We start from the raw sequence: 17103 nt of genomic DNA, 5'->3' as shown, positions 1-17103 counted from the left end.
TCTGCCTTTGAATAATTGGAAGTTCGAGCAACTCTCCTTATATGGTACCACAATTGGCTGCACGACTCTATATGCCTGAATAGTCTATTTACACCAAGACTTACATACCAAATGAAGTTGAGGACGTCCATGACAAGCAATAAGTAATAGGGAAGTTAATAGTCACCCTTACAAAAAGAATAAGATGCAGGAATATAGCAGGTATATCTGATTTGTTATGAAAAGCATGTATTCGGAAGTGTAATGAGAGAGAGGGAAAACAGGGGATCTTTAACATGTCATAAAAGTGAACTAGATTGCAAACGCGCAATATGTGATTAAGCGCTCCTTCTCATTACGGTATGAAATGACGTAAACCAACGGTCATTTATTTATTCCTGCATCAATAATAGTTATCGTTCTCTTTATTGCGATTGAGCCAATTGCGCTTCATGCTCAAATTGCTGTTTATATTTTAATACCTTTTTGGTATAGGCGCTATCCAGTACGCCTTTATTGTCAATCCATTTCTTCGAGCCAGCACGCCCGCGGTTATAGGCTAGCAGCATCGCCTTCTCCAATTGCTTGCCTTCATACTCGCCTTCCCAATAAGCACGGCATTCGATTAACTCTTCTATGCCTAGCAGCACATTATGCTGCGGATTAAAAACATCAATCTTGGCTACTTCAATTTCTTTTGCCAACCTGCTGACGTTCCGTGAGTTCATTTGCACGAGGCCATAATCACTTGTGCCATTATCGTTATGATAAACCGTATGTCCATCAAAATTACTCTCTGCCTTGATCAAGCCGAGAAACATAAAATAGTTGATCCCTTCTTTACTCGTTTCATGCCAGATCATATCCAACACATCGTCTGGAAGCTTAATCGATGGAACATCGGGGCGTATGCTGGACGCACCTAGTACCGATACTTCTTTAGGCTTAATAGCCTTCCGCTGATCAACTGGTTTTTTAGAACCAGCCTTTGCTATAAATGAACGTGAAAAATCAATGACATAGGCATGACTTGCCTTGAATTTTTCTAACAACAGTGCCGCCTTGTTCGTTTCTTGCTGAGTAGAGGATGTAAAAAACACTACCGCTCCCAACAAAGATAGAACTATTTTAGCCATATCCAACTCCTTGAAATGTACTCCTGGAGAACTATGACTTTTCTCCTAGGGTGTTGTTTCTGCCGAATACATTTTTACATTAAACCATAAATTTCAGAATAAAACACGCTTTTATATGTATTTCCATTATTTTTTCGAAAGTTTTCACATTTACGAATGCGCTTACATTTTAAAAAAAACCCGCCACTCCTACCAAAATAAAAAATGCGTCTCCTGTATATACCATAAAATTACGCATTTTACCATCATTTATTTACGGGGTCCGGGTAAAGAGAACGTGCTAATTTCATCAATACATTCTTTTAATGGTCTTCCGTTCATCTTAATTGAGAACTCGTCATCAACTGATTATGGTTTTATTTCTTTAATTTCATCTAACAAAGTTTCCATTGTTTTTCCATTCATTTTTTTTGAGAAGTCATCATCTACTGCTGAGAGAACATAATCATTGTCTACGATGTAATATGTCCCATATCTAGTAAAAAAGTATTTTCCTGCATGCGAACGTTCCCCTGCGCCAATAGTTGTTATAATCTCCATTCCAGTTTTTAGATCGGGTTCAACCCCTTTAAAGTCTGAATTATAGACTAATTCAATAGATCCTGTAACAGGTATTCCACTTATTGTTTCTATCACTTTGACCTCATACCGTGTAAATTTGGCTGCGCTTGTTGGCATACTCAGGTTTTTTTTCTTTTCGTTCACTTTATATTCTGGTGTATTCGGCGCACCAAATAAATCCACTTCGTACTCTGGTAGTTGGCCTATAACTTCTGCTCTAATGATGGACTCAGCTTGATTCACGACTTCCTGAAAGGTAAGTCTTCTTGAGTTATAGTAGGGATGATCTGCATTACTTGCGGGGTAGCTTACTCGTAGTTCTTGCAGTCGCTCTGTAGGTAGGGTTGGTGCTGCATTAACTCCCGTGTATATGAGTAACAACACAACAACCAAAATCATAAGAAAACCTGCGACCATAAATGTCTTATAATTTCTATTCAAATCCATACTTCACTACCTTCATCCTTAATTTTCCAAAATGAATATACTTGAATCCATTTCTAGATGACTCGACCATAAAAAGTGTTGACTACAGAAAAGTGTTCCAGGATTATACTGATTTTGTGTACCGATAGCAAGATGACCTTTTTAGCGCTCTCTTCAAAATATGACTCAGACTTAATTTCTGGATAAGTCAGGAGTAATTAGCTGCTGGATGGATTCGGCAAAGCAATTCCATAATTCTATTAATTGAATTACTGGTCTAAGACAGAGTAATTGTTACAAAACAGACTGTATAAGGAGTGATAAAGAAAACTTTAATAAAAGAAAAGCCCTAGTTTCTAGGGTTCTCCGCATAAATGCAATAAGCAAAAATGTTGTTAGAGACAGTTAAAATTGTCTAGCATCCACAGTAGTAATATTCATATTAGAACCATCACTAGTGGTAACGTATACTTTCCAATCACCACTAATACCCATTGCTTGTTTTCTGCCATCTTATATTCCATCCAGTTCAAATCACCAACTTTAGCTTTTATTAAAAGGTTTCCTATCTCTCGTCATAGGATCTGTCTTGTATATCTCTTATAGCGAGTATTTTTTCCCCTCGAACTCATCCATCCCGAGGTAAGTCCTCGCTTAACATAGGGTTCTGAGTGGTTTTTCATTTCTCGGAGCGCTCGCACAGCCTGAACTGAAGAAGGATATGAGAAATATTAATATAAAAGCAACATGTTTAACAGTCATCTGATCTGCCCCTTTAGTCACTCGGTATGTAGTGTACGTGTGTAGCCACTTCACTTACACAACATATTTTACGATCTCAAAAGGATTAAAGAAACTTACTTTTAACAACAAATAATTTATTTTCATCTAAACTAGCTTGTATCCCTGATCCGTCTATGACAATATCAGCCAACTCATAAGAGCGATGTTCATTGACGTATCTGTCTTCTGCTGGCATCCATTCATTTTCCCATCGAGCACGAGCTGCTTCTCCATCTCGTGCTAAGCCTCGCTCAAGACGAACGTTATAAGGACTATCCACCCAAATTTTAAAATCATAAAATTCCGATAACTCTTTGCGTGTAGAGTAAACCCCTTCAATAATTACAATCCCATTAATCGGAACTTCGTGCCATTCTGCTAAACGGTCATTATCCCAATCATAGCGCTGAAAATTACCTTCTTTACCAGAACACAGAGGAAGCAAAACTTGCTCCCTTACACGCATCCAGTCAAAATCTGCTCCTACCGAATTTGATTCAGGATTAACTGTTCTTTCACTAGATGGACGATAAAAATCATCCATTTCAATTAAAACCACCTCATTACTAATGTCACGAAGCTTTCTAGCCAATGAACTTTTTCCGGAACCTCCACAGCCATCTATGCCTACTAAAAGAATATTATTTTTTCTCGGAAGTTTATGCAGCATATTCAATAGTTCTTCTACCGTGTGTATCATATTTGAGAAACCACCTTTGTTTGTGTATAAAATATTAAGAGTTATTAGCATTCTATACAGTCAAATATAGAGCTGCCACGTTGCTGCGTCGTAAATATGTCCAATCGCTAATCCTTCTTTAAGAGGGATTACATTGGCTTCTTCCAATAGTTCACGTGTAGCAGGTTCCAAATGGTTCTTTCTCATTTCAATTGCATCCTGAGCTAATTCCTAGCCTACCTGATTTATTGCAACACGATGCTGCGAGACCAGTGGTCGATTGAAACTTACTTTCGGACGACCATCGTCCATCTCGTTATGGATCGATATCAAGATCGATCCACAAAAAGTCTTATCGATGGACTCACAAATATTGTTTGCAGAAGAGATGACTGTGGATTGAATATGTTTATCAACATGCCCAATCTGGGTACCCTTGCTCAAATTAATGCAAAATTCTCAAATAAGTATTACCATATATAACAATACGGTAATATCTCAATAGATAAGATATTACCGTATTCCATTAATGTGATAATAGTTCCATTGATTTAATTTCGTCTAACAATGATGTTACTGTCTTCCCGTTCATTTTTTTTGAGAAGTCATCATCTACTGCTGAAAGAACATAATCATTGTCTACGATGTAATATGTCCCGAATTTGGTAAAGAAATGCTTCCCTTCGTGCACAGTATCCCCTTTGGCTATAACTGTGATAATCTTAGTTCCCTTTTTAAGATCAACTTCGGCATCTTTAAAGGCTTTATTGTAAACTAATTTAATATTTCCATTAACTGGTTCATCATTTAATGTTTCCAAGACCTTTACTTCGTATTGAACAAACGTTGCTCGTTTTGTAGGAAGTCCATTCTTTTTCATTTTCTCATTAATCTTAAATTCTGGTGTATTCGGCTGCCCAAATAAGTCAATTTCGTATTCTGGTAACTCACCGATGACTTCGGCTGAAATAATACTCTCTGATACTTTAGCTATTTCTTGAAAGGATGGCCGTTTTACATGATACATTGCTGATTCATTATTATATGCAGGATAATTTAGTCTTAACTGATGAATTCGTTCTGAGGATAGAGAACCTGAATTATTCGAATAAATCACTAAATAGGATATTACAAGTAATATAATACTACAAGCTACTAAGCTGAAGACTTTAGTTTTTTTAGTTATCACCATTAAATTATCCTCCTATCTTTTAGCATATATTAATACTTACTCGAAATATCATTTATATCATGATTTCTTGGTGTCGTATATCCTGAGTAAGCTGATTGTCTCATTACAGAGTCATCATTAACTGGGTAAAATATAGAATTAGGATGACCTAAACCTAAAACGTGTCCAATTTCATGCACCATTGTATACAATTTATCATTCTCACTTCCAAATACTTGTGCATGTGGGTTCATATATATATGACCGTACTTAATTAATCGAGAGGAATTTTGGGCAGAGGTGGTGTCAGTTACAAGGATATTGTCTGTGGTGGTTACATCAGTAAGCGCGTAAGCATAGTATTCTAATGAAGCGCCCACCGCTTGTCTCCAAAAACTTTTGTAGGCGTCAATATGTCTACATTAGAATAAGAAAACGTTGTTCTAGACGTTTGTACTTTAGATGTACTATTCGGCCATGCATTTGTTGCATTGACATAATGATTAGTGTAATCAGAACTTAGAGAATCATTGTTAAATTTTAAATGTGCCGCACCAAAATTTGTTATGCTCTACTTCAAATTAATCGGCGTCCAGTTTGGTGCTGATCCACTATAATACATTTCATGAGCACTTGAAGTTGTTGAGAACGATAATAGAAAAATTGACATTATCACGACAAGTCTTAATCTTTTTAACAATTTGTATCCACCTTTCTCAAAATAATAAAACTACCGAAACTATTTTTTAAACCAATCCCCGAAATCCTTCCTTTCTGTTCAATTATTTGTAAACCCAGATTATAATAGCATAACAAGTATTATAATTAATATGATCATTATTAATATTTATACAATTTTTAACTTGTATTCTCTAATCAGGATACTTTGTCAGTATTATCAGATCACAGGTCAAAAGAGGCTTTTAGAGACACAGGACATTTTAACGTAATTTGTATCGTAACAGTGGCAGTAATTTCAGGGGTTTTCGTAATTTCATACTTTCTTAAAAAGGGCTTTCTCAATAATGAAACCACTATGGGACTTGATAAGAACATTGCAGATCGAGTAAACGTTACATTAGATATTGCTGATATCGCTACTGACTATGTACGAGATTTGGCTGATGGTAACAAAGAGAAGTTGGAATTAGATGCGATTGATAAAGTTCTAAATGAACTAAACATAACTGTAATGGAAGATGAACAACGATTAATCGAGATCATTGATAAGGAAGGACTATCTTTCAGTAAATAAATATTTATACCCCCGATCCAAAATATCGAATCGGATACGGGGGTATTTTTTACTATCTATTTAAATAGTTTTGTCCACACACCATAACCGTTTCAAAATACATGAATTTCTTTTCATACTCATGATCATCGAGGCTTTGAGCCTTGAACCAATCAGCTCCCAAATCCTCATCTGTTATGATACGAGAACGATATAAGGTGAGTCCGATTTCAGGAAAGTCATATGCAAAGCCCCGTAAACACCCTTCATCCCTACGATAAGGTGAAATTCTATTTATCATCACAACCAATTCTGGCGCCTTGATATGGAAGACGGGAATCCCGTAGCAAGTGACATTCGCGCGCTCCAGCAAACTTAAATCTCTAAATAAAGAAAAAAATTCATATCACAGCATATATACAGAGAATCAATTGCAGGTTTGACTATCTTGATACTGTGTGTCTAACATATTGAGAGATATCCATTTATATGTCCACTGTATTTATTAAATCATCATATCAAACAATAAATACGGTAATATCTTGTGTAACAGATATTACCGTATTGCATTAACGAGGTGGAGGTAAAGATATTGTACTAATTTCATCAATAAATTCTTTTAATGGTCTTCCGTTCATCTTAACTGAGAATTCATCATCTACTGCTGAAAGTACATAATCGTTATCAACGATGTAGTAAGTTCCAAATCTAGTGAAGTAAAATTTCCCTTCATGAGCCAGTTTCCCTGCGGAAATAGCTGTTACAATTTTCATCCCTTTTTTAAGATCTGGTTCAATTCCCCGAAATGCTGAGTTATAGACTAATTTTATATTACCTGTTACTGGCTTTCCGTTTACGGTTTCCAAAACCTTAACTTCATATTGTGAAAATGTAGCAGTGAGAGATGGTAATCCATTTTGCTTCCTCTTCTGGTTAATCTTATCTTCTGGGGTGTTTGGTAGTCCTGTTAAATCGATCACGTACTCTGGTAATTCGCCAACTACTTCAGCAGTAATGATAGTTTCGGTTAGCTTAGTAACATCTTGAAAGGATTGTTTTTTCATATGGTATGTTGCATGTTCACCGTCTAAGGAAGGGTATTCTTGTCGCAATTCGTGTATCCTATCGGCGGAAAGTCCTATAGATGAACTTTTTTCGTTGTATATATACATTGATAACACAAACAAAATAGTAACACATCCCACCATACTAAAAATCTTGGTCTTCCTCGTAATTAGCATAACATTACCTCCATTCTTCAATATAAACATTAATATTTATTTGAAATATCGTTTATGTCATGAGTTCTTGGAGTACTGTAGCTCGAATACGATCCTTGTTTCATGATAGACTGATCATTTACAGGATAGTATATGTAATCTGGATGCCCTAACCCTAACACATGACCGATCTCATGCACCATTGTATATAATTTATCATTTTCACTTCCAAATACTTTTGAATGAGGGTTCATATAAATGTGACCGTACTTAATTAGTCGAGAGGAATTTTTAGCTGAGTTTGAATCTGTTATTAGAATGTTATCTGTTGTGGTTATATCCGTAATACCGTATACATTGTACACATTAAGATATCCTACTTTTTGTTCCCAAAAGGAATCTGTTGGCGACAATATGTCTACATTAGAATAAGAAAACGTTGTTCTAGATGTTTGTACTTTAGATGTACTATTCGGCCATGCATTTGTTGCATTGACATAATGATTAGTGTAATCAGAACTTAGAGAATCATTGTTAAATTTTAAATGTGCCGCACCAAAATTTGTTATGCTCTACTTCAAATTAATCGGCGTCCAGTTTGGTGCTGATCCACTATAATACATTTCATGAGCGCTTGAAGTTGTTGAGAACGAGAATAGGAAAATTGACATTATCACGACAAGTCTTAATCTTTTTAACAATTGGTATCCACTTTCCAGAATACAAAAAAAATCCTCTTAGAGCATTAAAATACACACTAAGAGGATTCTTTCTATTATGCCTATGCTACTTCAACTTTCGCCATTTTGTCGCCTTGTTTAATGGCATCAACATGCTCAACACCTTCGATAACTTGGCCAAATACAGTATGTACGCCATCAAGATGCGGGAATGCATCGTAACAGATGAAGAACTGGCTACCGCCTGTATCTTTGCCTGCATGAGCCATAGACAAAGCACCTTTAACGTGTTTGTGCGGGTTGCCAGCTGTTTCACATTTGATTGTATAACCAGGTCCACCTGTACCTGTACCGTTAGGGCAGCCGCCTTGAGCTACAAATCCTTTAATTACACGATGGAAGGACAAACCGTTGTAGAAACCTTCATTCGCCAATTTTTCAAAGTTGGCAACCGTGCCTGGAGCTTCATTTTCGAACAATTCAATGACAACTTGGCCGCCGTTTTCCAGCGTGATGTTTGCTTTTTTCATTATAATAAACATCCTTTCTCATATGCGAAATAAACACACCGTGTACAGTATATCATTGCAGACCGATTCAACACAACAAACACATCATGACCACAATCAGAACAACATTTTTTCCTTCAGCATAATAGCCCCGACTTACAACTTTACGAAGCCAAAAACAACACCAAGCCAAAGGAAATCCCCCTACAGCTCGGTGTTGCTCATTCTTGATACACCCGTACTTACGCAGACAGTCACAAAACTCTAATGAGCAAGTCACGTCTACCTCCACTATCGCAAACCTTATTGACTGACTAACACTTTTTGCAATCTTGCCGGAATGACATCCTTGCCGACGATGTCTTGGTGTGTCTCGCGGCCTACAACGAGGTCCGCTTGACCATTCTGAACAAATACAACCGCAGGCTTACGAATTCGGTTATAGTTGCTTGCCATTGCATAATTGTAGGCGCCAGTGCAGGATACCGCCAAAAGATCGTCCTGCTGCACAAGCGGTAACGACAAATCCCAAATGAGCATGTCGCCACTTTCACAGCATTTACCTGCGATAGATACAACCTCCTCCGCCGCCTCATTAGCTCGATTAGCTAACAAAGCCTCATAGCGGGACTCATACAAAGCTGGGCGAGGATTGTCCGTCATACCACCATCAACCGCAACGTATTTGCGAACACCTGGTATTTCTTTAACAGTACCGACCGTGTACAACGTTGTCCCTGCATCACCAACGATGCTGCGACCTGGCTCAACCCAAATTTCAGGCAATGACTCATTCCAATTTGCAAAGTGCACTTTTACCGCGTCTGTAATCGCCTTCACGTAATCTGCGACAGCTAGCGGTGTGTCACCTTCTGTATAACGAATGCCAAACCCGCCCCCCAAATTGACGACCCGGAAGCTAACGCCTGACTGTTCTTTTACTTGGCGTGTGAATTGAGCAACCCGTTCAACTGCCATCTGGAAACCTTCTACTTCAAAAATTTGCGACCCAATGTGGGAATGAACGCCTAATAGATCCAATCCATCCGCTTTAGCTGCCTGCTGAACCGCTTCATAGGCTGTGCCGTTGCCGATGTCAAAGCCAAACTTGGAATCCGTCTGACCTGTGGAAATGTATTCATGTGTATGTGCCTCTACGCCAGGCGTAACACGAAGCAATACATTTACCTTACGTGCCCGCTGCTTGGCCATCACATTTAACAATTGCAGCTCCGTAAAGTTATCTACAACAAAACATCCGATATTCGCCTCAAGCGCCATCTCAATTTCATCTGGCGTCTTGTTATTGCCGTGGAAATGAATACGATGGGCCGGAAATCCTGCCTCCAGTGCCGTATACAGTTCACCATCAGACACAACGTCCAAAGACAAGCCCTCTTCATCCGCAAGCCTACACATCGCCATTACACAAAACGCCTTGCTCGCATATGCAACCTGAAACTTTAAGCCAGATTCCCGAAATGCCTCCATATATTGACGACTGCGCTGTCTCACTAATTGCTCATCTACAATATAAAGCGGCGTGCCAAACTGGGCTTTCAGATCAGTTACATCACAACCGCCAATCGTTAAATGTCCTAGATCATTAATCGTGCTAGTTCCATGTAAATACACTGTCCATTCCCCATTTCCTGTACCATTTCCAATAGTTATTCATTACCAAAATTATAACAGGAAAGTTCCAATTCACAGAATGGACTAATGTGCACATCATTTGCATTAATCTTCAATCAGGAATCGGAATTTGGACGCATCTTGGAAGCGTCTTTTGTCTTGTTAAAGCTAGGCCGTTCCTTAGACAACAAGAATGGCTGTCGTACAAAAATGTTGTAGAGCGCCTTTGCATTAAACGGAATAAAGGGCCACAAGTACGACGAATTGTACGAGCGATGCAACGCCAGAAATACGATAAACACGGTAATGCCGATAATAAAGCCTGGCACCTTAAAGGCGGCGACGGCAACGAGCAGCATCAATCGAATAATCCGATTCGCCAGCGCCAGCTCATAACTCGGCGTTGCAAACATCCCCACTGCGGCAACAGCCATGTATAAGATAACCTCATTCACAAATACGCCCGTTTTTACCGCGATGTCACCAAGAAGAATTGCTGCTACTAAGCCCATCGCGGTAGCAAGCGGCGTAGGGGTATGCACCGCAGCCATCCGCATGAGATCAACCCCTAGCTCTGCAAGCAAAAACTGCAAAATAATCGGAAGCTTAGCGGACTGCTGTGGACCTAGAATTTGCAGGGCAGCTGGCTTCAAGCCAGGCTCCATCACCATTAGCAGCCATAACGGAAGTAGAAACAACGATGCAAAAATACCTACGAACCGAACCCACCTTAAGTAAGTTCCCATAAATGCAGTCTGTCGGTTCTCTTCCGCATGCTGGCAAAGATCAAAAAAGGTTGTCGGCAAAATCATGACAGAAGGTGATGTGTCTACAAACAAGACGATGCTGCCGTCCATAAGATGAGACGCGACTGAGTCAGGGCGCTCAGAATATCGGACGAGCGGATAAGGATTCCATCCTTTGTTAATAATGGCCTCTTCTAGCTGTTTATCCGCAAGTGGCAAACCTGATAAGTTTACTTTTTTAATTTTGTCTCGGACAGACTCCACCATTTGCATATCCGCAATGTCATCGATATAGGCTATGCAGACATCTGTTCGAGTGCGACGACCTACCTGCACCATCTCATATTTGAGCCCGGGGTCCCGCAAACGTCGTCTTACTAAAGTAACGTTTGTCAACAACGTTTCTGTAAAACCATCTCTAGCCCCTCGCACAACTCTTTCAAGCGAAGGCTCCTCTGGACCTCTACCAGGGAAAGTTTTAACATCTACAATAATCGCAGCAGCCTCATGTTCAATAAAAAAGGCGCTGCATCCTGACAATACTTTGTTAATCGCCTCGCTCATCTTCGTTACTTTCTCGACCTGAACATGAGGAATGTAACACTCAAAAAACGATTTAAAAGCGTTTGCGCTTACTTGAGACTTATCTAACATCGTAAGGCGGGCCAAAATCATCGTCATTACTTCGTCCTTCGCAAACCCGTTAATGTAGAACAACCCCACATTTCGTTGACCAAATGTCATTTCACGAAACATAATATCAAAAGACTTACCGAATCCGACTACATCTGTCAGCGTACGTTTCGTGTCCTTTAGTCGTCTTGGAATGGCATCATCTTTTTGCCAATAGACAATGGAGGCAACCAAGTCATTTGAAAGCTCATGCTCTCGTTTATAACGATGTTCTGCTGATTCTTTCGGCTTATCGCTGCCACCCTCACTATGCGAGCCGTAAGCCTTTGCTTCCGCTGCTGCCTTGGATTCAGCTTGTTTGCCTTGGTTTTGTTTGCCTGGATCTTGATTGGCTTCATGTTGATTGGCCTGCTGATCCGCATTATTTTGCTCTGTGCGGTGCTCCTGCTTCCCTCCCTGCTCGTGCTGTTGTGAAGATGTATCGTGCTTCCTTTGTTCTGATGATGAATCTCCTGAAGCGGATACGTGTTTAGACGCCTTGCTCTCTTTATCGTCATCAGAATTATTTGCCTTTTGTCCTGACGACATAAAGGATGAACGTTGCTCCTCTTCATGCGTGTGAACTTGGCTCCCAGATGGGTTCCTGCCTTTATTCACATCTGATACATAGCTGTCCCTGAATCCTGCAAATGTATAGGGACGACTTGTGTTGTCATGCTGCCTGCCATTTGTGCCCGCACCAGCTCCTTGTTGGGCGCTATCCTGACGCTGCTGCTCATAATCAGCGGTGAGTGATTGTTGATAGCGGCGTGTGGAATGTGTATTCATGGGCATTTGTTGATTGGATGCCGTATCCTGCGCGTTATAGTTTCTCGATGAATAGCCTTGTTGCGAGCCCCGCATCGTGCCTTGCCTTGCTGCTTGATGCTCGGACGAGCCCACAAGCGAAGATGGCAAACCTTCACCACCACTACTGTTTTCTTTCCCACCTGTTGTCGTTGTGCTTGACATCTTTACCCTCCTAAAACATGTTCATTGCGGTTAGTGAACGAACATACCGGAATGGTATTAGTATGGAACAGTTACAGCATCTTCATGAGCGATAAATAAATAAAAAACCGTTTGCCTCCCTTTTAACGGTTAGTGAGACAAACGGTTTCGTTGGACAGTCCGGTTACTGAGCAATTTGAGCTTTAATGGACTGTAATATTTTTTTCTCTAATCGTGACACTTGAACCTGTGATATGCCTAATCGACTAGCTACCTCAGACTGGGTCTGATCTCTGAAATACCTTAAATAGACAATTAACCGTTCACGCTCGTTTAGTCCTTCAATCGCTTCATTTAACGCAAGCTTGTCAAACCAGCGATCCTGTGACTCGTCAGCAATCTGATCCATCAGTGTAATTGGATCACCGTCATTCTCAAACACCGTCTCATGGATCGAAGTAGGCGGCTTGTTGGCCTCTTGAGCAAAAACTACATCTTCCGGCGTGACGCCCAGTTCAGACGCCACCTCGCTAATTGTAGGCAGCCGGCCCAATGTTTTTGACAGCTCGTCCTTCATCTTTCTGACCTTATTGGCCATTTCCTTGAGCGAACGGCTTACCTTTAATGTTCCATCGTCTCGAAGAAAACGTTGGATCTCTCCGATAATCATCGGTACTGCATACGTCGAAAATTTCACATCGTAGGACAAGTCAAACTTATCAACGGATTTCAACAAACCGATACAACCGATCTGAAATAAATCCTCAGGTTCATAGCCGCGATTCATAAAACGTTGTACGACAGACCACACCAACCTGATATTGCTGTTTACAAGCCGTTCACGGGCCAATCCGTCTCCCGATTGGCTTAAAGCAATGAGCCGCTTAACCTCCGCGTCGTCCAAATAGGCATTTGACGATTGCTTCATATCCACTTTCATCGCTTCAACCCCTAATTATAAAGCGCTTTTTTCGATTCAATTCGCTTTTTCATGCGAATACTCGTACCGGCGCCAAGTTCAGTGCTGACTTCGAACTCGTCCATGAAATTTTCCATAATCGTAAACCCCATACCGGAGCGCTCCATATCTGGTTTTGACGTATACAACGGCTGCCGTGCTAAGTCAATATCTTCGATTCCATGACCTTTATCCGAGACGATAATCGTCACTTCCTCACCCTCTATCTCCGCTGAAATCGTCACTTCACCATCAGGGTCATTATCGTATCCATGAATAATACAGTTGGTAACGGCTTCCGAGATTACGGTCTTCATATCTGTAAGTTCTTCTAATGTCGGGTCAAGTTGCGATACGAAGGCAGCTACCGTGACACGTGCAAAAGCTTCATTCTCCGAACGACTTGAAAATTGAAGGCTCATTCTGTTCGTTCCTGAGTGCTTCATTATGATACGACCTCCAGACCGGTAAGCGCGGTGCGCTCGTTATCGTACACACTTACAATTTTGAACAAGCCTGACAATTCGAACAAACGGCTTACCGCCGGATTCATGTCACACACTACCATTCTGCCGCCTTTTGCTTTAATCAGCTTGTAACGCCCCAAAATAACACCTAATCCTGAACTGTCCATAAAAGTTAGATCTTTCAAACTAAGCACCACATGGTTTATTTGGCCACGCTGAATGGCTTCATCCAACTGGATACGTACTAGCTCTGATGTGTGGTGGTCCAGTTCTCCCCGAAGCCGGGTAATTAATACGTTACGTTGATGAACTAACTCAACCTGCAAATTCATGCGTCTCACTCTCCTCCCGCGATGCTGAACGATTTCGTGATATCGCATGCCAATTCCTGCCTGCCGACAAAACTAGAAGCTACGTCTGTTTAGTTGACAAAAAACAACTTCCCACACGTGCGTTTAAACATCGTCCACCAACCTGCTTTTTCGATCGTTTGAGCCGATTCGACAGGAAATTCTTTTACGACTTTTTCCCCTTGATACACTACGATTTTGCCGATCGACTGACCAGCTGTAATCGGTGCTTTGATTGACTCCGGCGCGACCAGTTCATACCGAATTTGGTTGGAAGCCTCTCCCTTTTTGAGCAGGACATGATAGGAACGTTTTGCCGTAAGCTCCAGCTTCTCATTCATTCCCTTTTCAATACGAATCTCACCAATACGATCACCGCTCTTTATTAGTGGCACATTGGTATACTGTGCGAAAGCATAGTCAAACAATTGAGATACCTCGCTGTTGCGTGTCTTCGTATTTGGTTCGCCGAGCACTACCGCAACGATTCGCATATTGTCCCGCTTTGCCGTAGCAGATAAACAATATTTGGCTTCAGACGTATAACCTGTCTTCAAACCATCTGCACCAGTATAAAAGCGAACAAGCTTATTCGTATTGACGAGCCAAAACTTTTTCTCTGTATGCTGTCTAAGATAGTCTTCGTATGCGCCTGTAAATTTTGTAATTTCCGGATATTGCAGCAGCGCCTGTGACATCAAAGCGATATCATAAGCAGACGTATAGTGGTTATTAGCTGGCAAGCCGTTACAATTGACAAAGTGGGTATCCTTCATACCCAATTGCTTCGCTTTTTCATTCATCATTTGCACAAATGCCTGCTCAGACCCTGCGATTTTCTCTGCCATCGCAACAGATGCATCATTGCCAGATGCCATCGCAATGCCTTTTAACATCTCCTGCACCGTCATTTCTTCTCCTGGCTCCAAGAAGATTTGTGATCCACCCATAGAAGCGGCGTACTCACTCGTTCTAACCTTGTCTGTCATTTTCAGCTTTCCGTCTTTGACAGACTCCATAATAAGTAGCATCGTCATAATTTTAGTAATACTAGCTGGCGGCAGACGGTCATGACTGTTTTTATCAAAAATGATAGTACCTGTGTCCGCATCCATTAACACTGCTGAACGTGCACTTGCCGCTAATTGCAGCGCATCCGTTTCACTGGTTGCTGCCGGCATCGAGAGTTGTTCACTATTCGGCAGCAGGGCAGAGTTAGAATAATCAGGCGGCACGTCCGCCAAATAAGCAACTGCTTGAACTGGAAGCAACAGCGCCGCAAATACGATCATCGTTATACTCGTGCGATTCCATGAATTCAATAGATTACCTCCTATACCTCTACAAGGTGATGCATCATCCGTTTGATCCGTTCCAAGGTGAAATTCACCCGTAATGCCGTACAGGTGAGACCGTAAGACAGATGTGCCTGTTATTCATTGTTGTCCACTAAGAAGTAAAATATTCCAACAAAAGCTTTGCTTCACGCAAAAAAGACATACACTAAACCAAAATGGTCAAGTGTATGCCCTTGATATCCTTTATTGCCTGCAATTCATGAAGTTACACAAAACGTTGCACGCCATCTTTCGTTACGATTGCATAAACAAGCGGCTTCGGTGGAACAGGCTCGGCACTTAATTGATACGCCTGCAAAATGCGTGCTTTAGCCTCGTCTACTCGCTTCTCATCGTTAACGTGAAGGATGGCGAGCACATCACCCACCTGTACTTGATCTCCGACTTTTTTGCGTAAATCAAGACCAACGGCGAGATCGATGACACTGTCTTTCGTTTCACGCCCTGCACCCAAGAGCATTGCTGCAATTCCAATGCTCTCCGCTTCGATTCCAGCAACATATCCAGCTTGTTCTGCTTGTACTTCAATACGCTTCGCTGCATGTGGAAGCTTATTAGGGTCGGCAATCATTTCAACGTCGCCCTTTTGCGCTTCAACCAACTGCTTTAACCGATCCAAAGCAGAGCCGTCTTGAATATGCTGCTCAAGCTTAGCTCTTGCTTCCTCTACGCTGTTTGCTTGTCCACCAAGAACTAGCATGTGGGAACCTAGAATTAAAGATAATTCATGAAGATCATCCGGACCTTCCCCTCGTAACGTCTGGATCGCCTCTTCCACTTCTAACGCATTACCTATCAAATGCCCTAGCGGCTGATCCATATCCGAAATAATCGCTACTGTATCGCGTCCAACCTCTGTTCCGATGTCCACCATTGCTTGTGCCAATGCAATCGAATCATCCAGCGTTTTCATAAATGCGCCGCTGCCTGTTTTTACATCCAGTACAATGGCATCAGCACCTGCTGCAATCTTCTTGCTCATAACGGAACTCGCAATAAGCGGAATCGACTCTACTGTCGCCGTAACATCACGAAGACTATACAATTTCTTATCGGCAGGTGTAATATTACCGCTCTGACCAATAAGAGATACGCCGATATCATTAACTTGACGGAAGAAATCATCACGGGACAATTCCACCTGGTACCCTGCTATTGCTTCAAGCTTATCAATAGTTCCTCCCGTATGCCCTAGTCCTCTGCCCGACATCTTGGCGACAGGCACACCAGCGGCTGCAACCATTGGCGCAAGTACCAAAGTAGTCTTATCACCTACACCACCTGTAGAATGTTTGTCCACCTTAATTCCCTGAATTGGACTTAAATCGATTTGATCCCCAGACTTGGCCATCTCTAAAGTAAGCTGAGCCGTCTCTTGCGCTGTCATCCCTTTAAAAAATATAGCCATTGCCCAAGCCGCAACCTGATAGTCTGGAACCTCTCCATTGCTATAACCTTGGACCATAAATGTAATTTCTTCATTTGTTAAAACATGACCTTCGCGTTTCTTATGAATGATGTCAACAGCTCTCATCGTATGTGTGCCTCCCTAGTTGGTTCAAACGTTATAATATCCCAATTACCGTTC

The 17103-nt window shown here is 41.1% G+C and carries 18 protein-coding genes; 1 reads left to right on the top strand and 17 read right to left on the bottom strand.

Annotation, left to right across the window (positions count from 1 at the left end; genetic code table 11):
* Positions 1 to 404: 404 nt before the first annotated feature.
* The 7 genes from H509_RS0105485 to H509_RS0105460 form a co-directional block, all read right to left on the bottom strand.
* Positions 405 to 1115 (bottom strand): transglycosylase SLT domain-containing protein, encoded by a 711-nt coding sequence (locus tag H509_RS0105485; protein WP_028544198.1) that lies wholly within the window; start codon positions 1113 to 1115, stop codon positions 405 to 407.
* A gap of 348 nt (positions 1116 to 1463) precedes the next feature.
* Positions 1464 to 2123, bottom strand: a complete 660-nt coding sequence (locus tag H509_RS0105480) for a hypothetical protein (protein ID WP_028544197.1) — start codon at positions 2121 to 2123, stop codon at positions 1464 to 1466.
* A gap of 826 nt (positions 2124 to 2949) precedes the next feature.
* On the bottom strand, positions 2950 to 3585 hold the full coding sequence (locus tag H509_RS0105475) for a uridine kinase family protein (RefSeq protein ID WP_028544196.1): 636 nt from the start codon (positions 3583 to 3585) through the stop codon (positions 2950 to 2952).
* A 60-nt stretch (positions 3586 to 3645) separates the two neighbouring features.
* Positions 3646 to 3771: a hypothetical protein gene (locus H509_RS28540; RefSeq protein WP_281169718.1), complete on the bottom strand. Its 126-nt coding sequence runs from the start codon at positions 3769 to 3771 to the stop codon at positions 3646 to 3648.
* Between the two features lie 24 nt (positions 3772 to 3795).
* Entirely contained in the window at positions 3796 to 4008 is a 213-nt protein-coding gene (locus H509_RS28135; protein ID WP_211234308.1) for a hypothetical protein, read from the bottom strand.
* A gap of 82 nt (positions 4009 to 4090) precedes the next feature.
* Complete coding sequence (locus H509_RS0105465) at positions 4091 to 4756, bottom strand: hypothetical protein (RefSeq protein ID WP_028544195.1); 666 nt, start codon at positions 4754 to 4756, stop codon at positions 4091 to 4093.
* 29 nt (positions 4757 to 4785) lie between these two features.
* A complete protein-coding gene (locus H509_RS0105460; protein WP_028544194.1) occupies positions 4786 to 5115 on the bottom strand; it encodes a matrixin family metalloprotease in 330 nt (109 codons plus the stop codon).
* A gap of 506 nt (positions 5116 to 5621) precedes the next feature.
* Between H509_RS0105460 and H509_RS0105455 the strand changes: the two genes are divergently transcribed.
* A complete protein-coding gene (locus H509_RS0105455; protein ID WP_028544193.1) occupies positions 5622 to 5990 on the top strand; it encodes a hypothetical protein in 369 nt (122 codons plus the stop codon).
* Between the two features lie 52 nt (positions 5991 to 6042).
* Here H509_RS0105455 and H509_RS24350 read toward each other — a convergent pair whose 3' ends face one another.
* The 10 genes from H509_RS24350 to H509_RS0105405 all read right to left on the bottom strand — a co-directional run bounded on the left by H509_RS24350 (position 6043) and on the right by H509_RS0105405 (position 17049).
* A complete protein-coding gene (locus H509_RS24350; RefSeq protein WP_169450856.1) occupies positions 6043 to 6270 on the bottom strand; it encodes a hypothetical protein in 228 nt (75 codons plus the stop codon).
* Between the two features lie 268 nt (positions 6271 to 6538).
* Positions 6539 to 7210: a hypothetical protein gene (locus H509_RS0105445; protein WP_028544192.1), complete on the bottom strand. Its 672-nt coding sequence runs from the start codon at positions 7208 to 7210 to the stop codon at positions 6539 to 6541.
* A gap of 760 nt (positions 7211 to 7970) precedes the next feature.
* A complete protein-coding gene (locus tag H509_RS0105440) occupies positions 7971 to 8399 on the bottom strand; it encodes a peptidylprolyl isomerase (RefSeq protein WP_028544191.1) in 429 nt (142 codons plus the stop codon).
* A gap of 282 nt (positions 8400 to 8681) precedes the next feature.
* Positions 8682 to 10013, bottom strand: a complete 1332-nt coding sequence (lysA, locus tag H509_RS0105435) for a diaminopimelate decarboxylase (RefSeq protein WP_028544190.1) — start codon at positions 10011 to 10013, stop codon at positions 8682 to 8684.
* A gap of 116 nt (positions 10014 to 10129) precedes the next feature.
* The gene (locus H509_RS24345) at positions 10130 to 11980 is read right to left on the bottom strand and encodes a spore germination protein (RefSeq protein ID WP_084159094.1); all 1851 of its coding nucleotides are present in this window, start codon (positions 11978 to 11980) and stop codon (positions 10130 to 10132) included.
* A gap of 586 nt (positions 11981 to 12566) precedes the next feature.
* A complete protein-coding gene (gene sigF, locus H509_RS0105425; RefSeq protein WP_028544189.1) occupies positions 12567 to 13322 on the bottom strand; it encodes an RNA polymerase sporulation sigma factor SigF in 756 nt (251 codons plus the stop codon).
* A gap of 11 nt (positions 13323 to 13333) precedes the next feature.
* Entirely contained in the window at positions 13334 to 13786 is a 453-nt protein-coding gene (gene spoIIAB, locus H509_RS0105420) for an anti-sigma F factor (RefSeq protein ID WP_028544188.1), read from the bottom strand.
* Entirely contained in the window at positions 13786 to 14139 is a 354-nt protein-coding gene (spoIIAA, locus tag H509_RS0105415) for an anti-sigma F factor antagonist (protein WP_028544187.1), read from the bottom strand. Before spoIIAA ends, spoIIAB begins: the two co-directional genes overlap by 1 nt.
* A gap of 89 nt (positions 14140 to 14228) precedes the next feature.
* Positions 14229 to 15338, bottom strand: a complete 1110-nt coding sequence (locus H509_RS0105410; RefSeq protein WP_245595992.1) for a D-alanyl-D-alanine carboxypeptidase family protein — start codon at positions 15336 to 15338, stop codon at positions 14229 to 14231.
* A 382-nt stretch (positions 15339 to 15720) separates the two neighbouring features.
* Positions 15721 to 17049 carry a pyrimidine-nucleoside phosphorylase gene (locus tag H509_RS0105405; protein WP_028544185.1) on the bottom strand — a complete coding sequence of 443 codons (1329 nt, stop codon included), beginning with the start codon at positions 17047 to 17049 and terminating at the stop codon, positions 15721 to 15723.
* Between the last annotated feature and the right edge of the window lie 54 nt (positions 17050 to 17103).

The sequence above is a fragment of the Paenibacillus taiwanensis DSM 18679 genome, from assembly GCF_000425125.1.
Taxonomy (GTDB): domain Bacteria; phylum Bacillota; class Bacilli; order Paenibacillales; family Paenibacillaceae; genus Paenibacillus_B; species Paenibacillus_B taiwanensis.
This window is presented reverse-complemented; position numbering and strand designations above follow the sequence as displayed.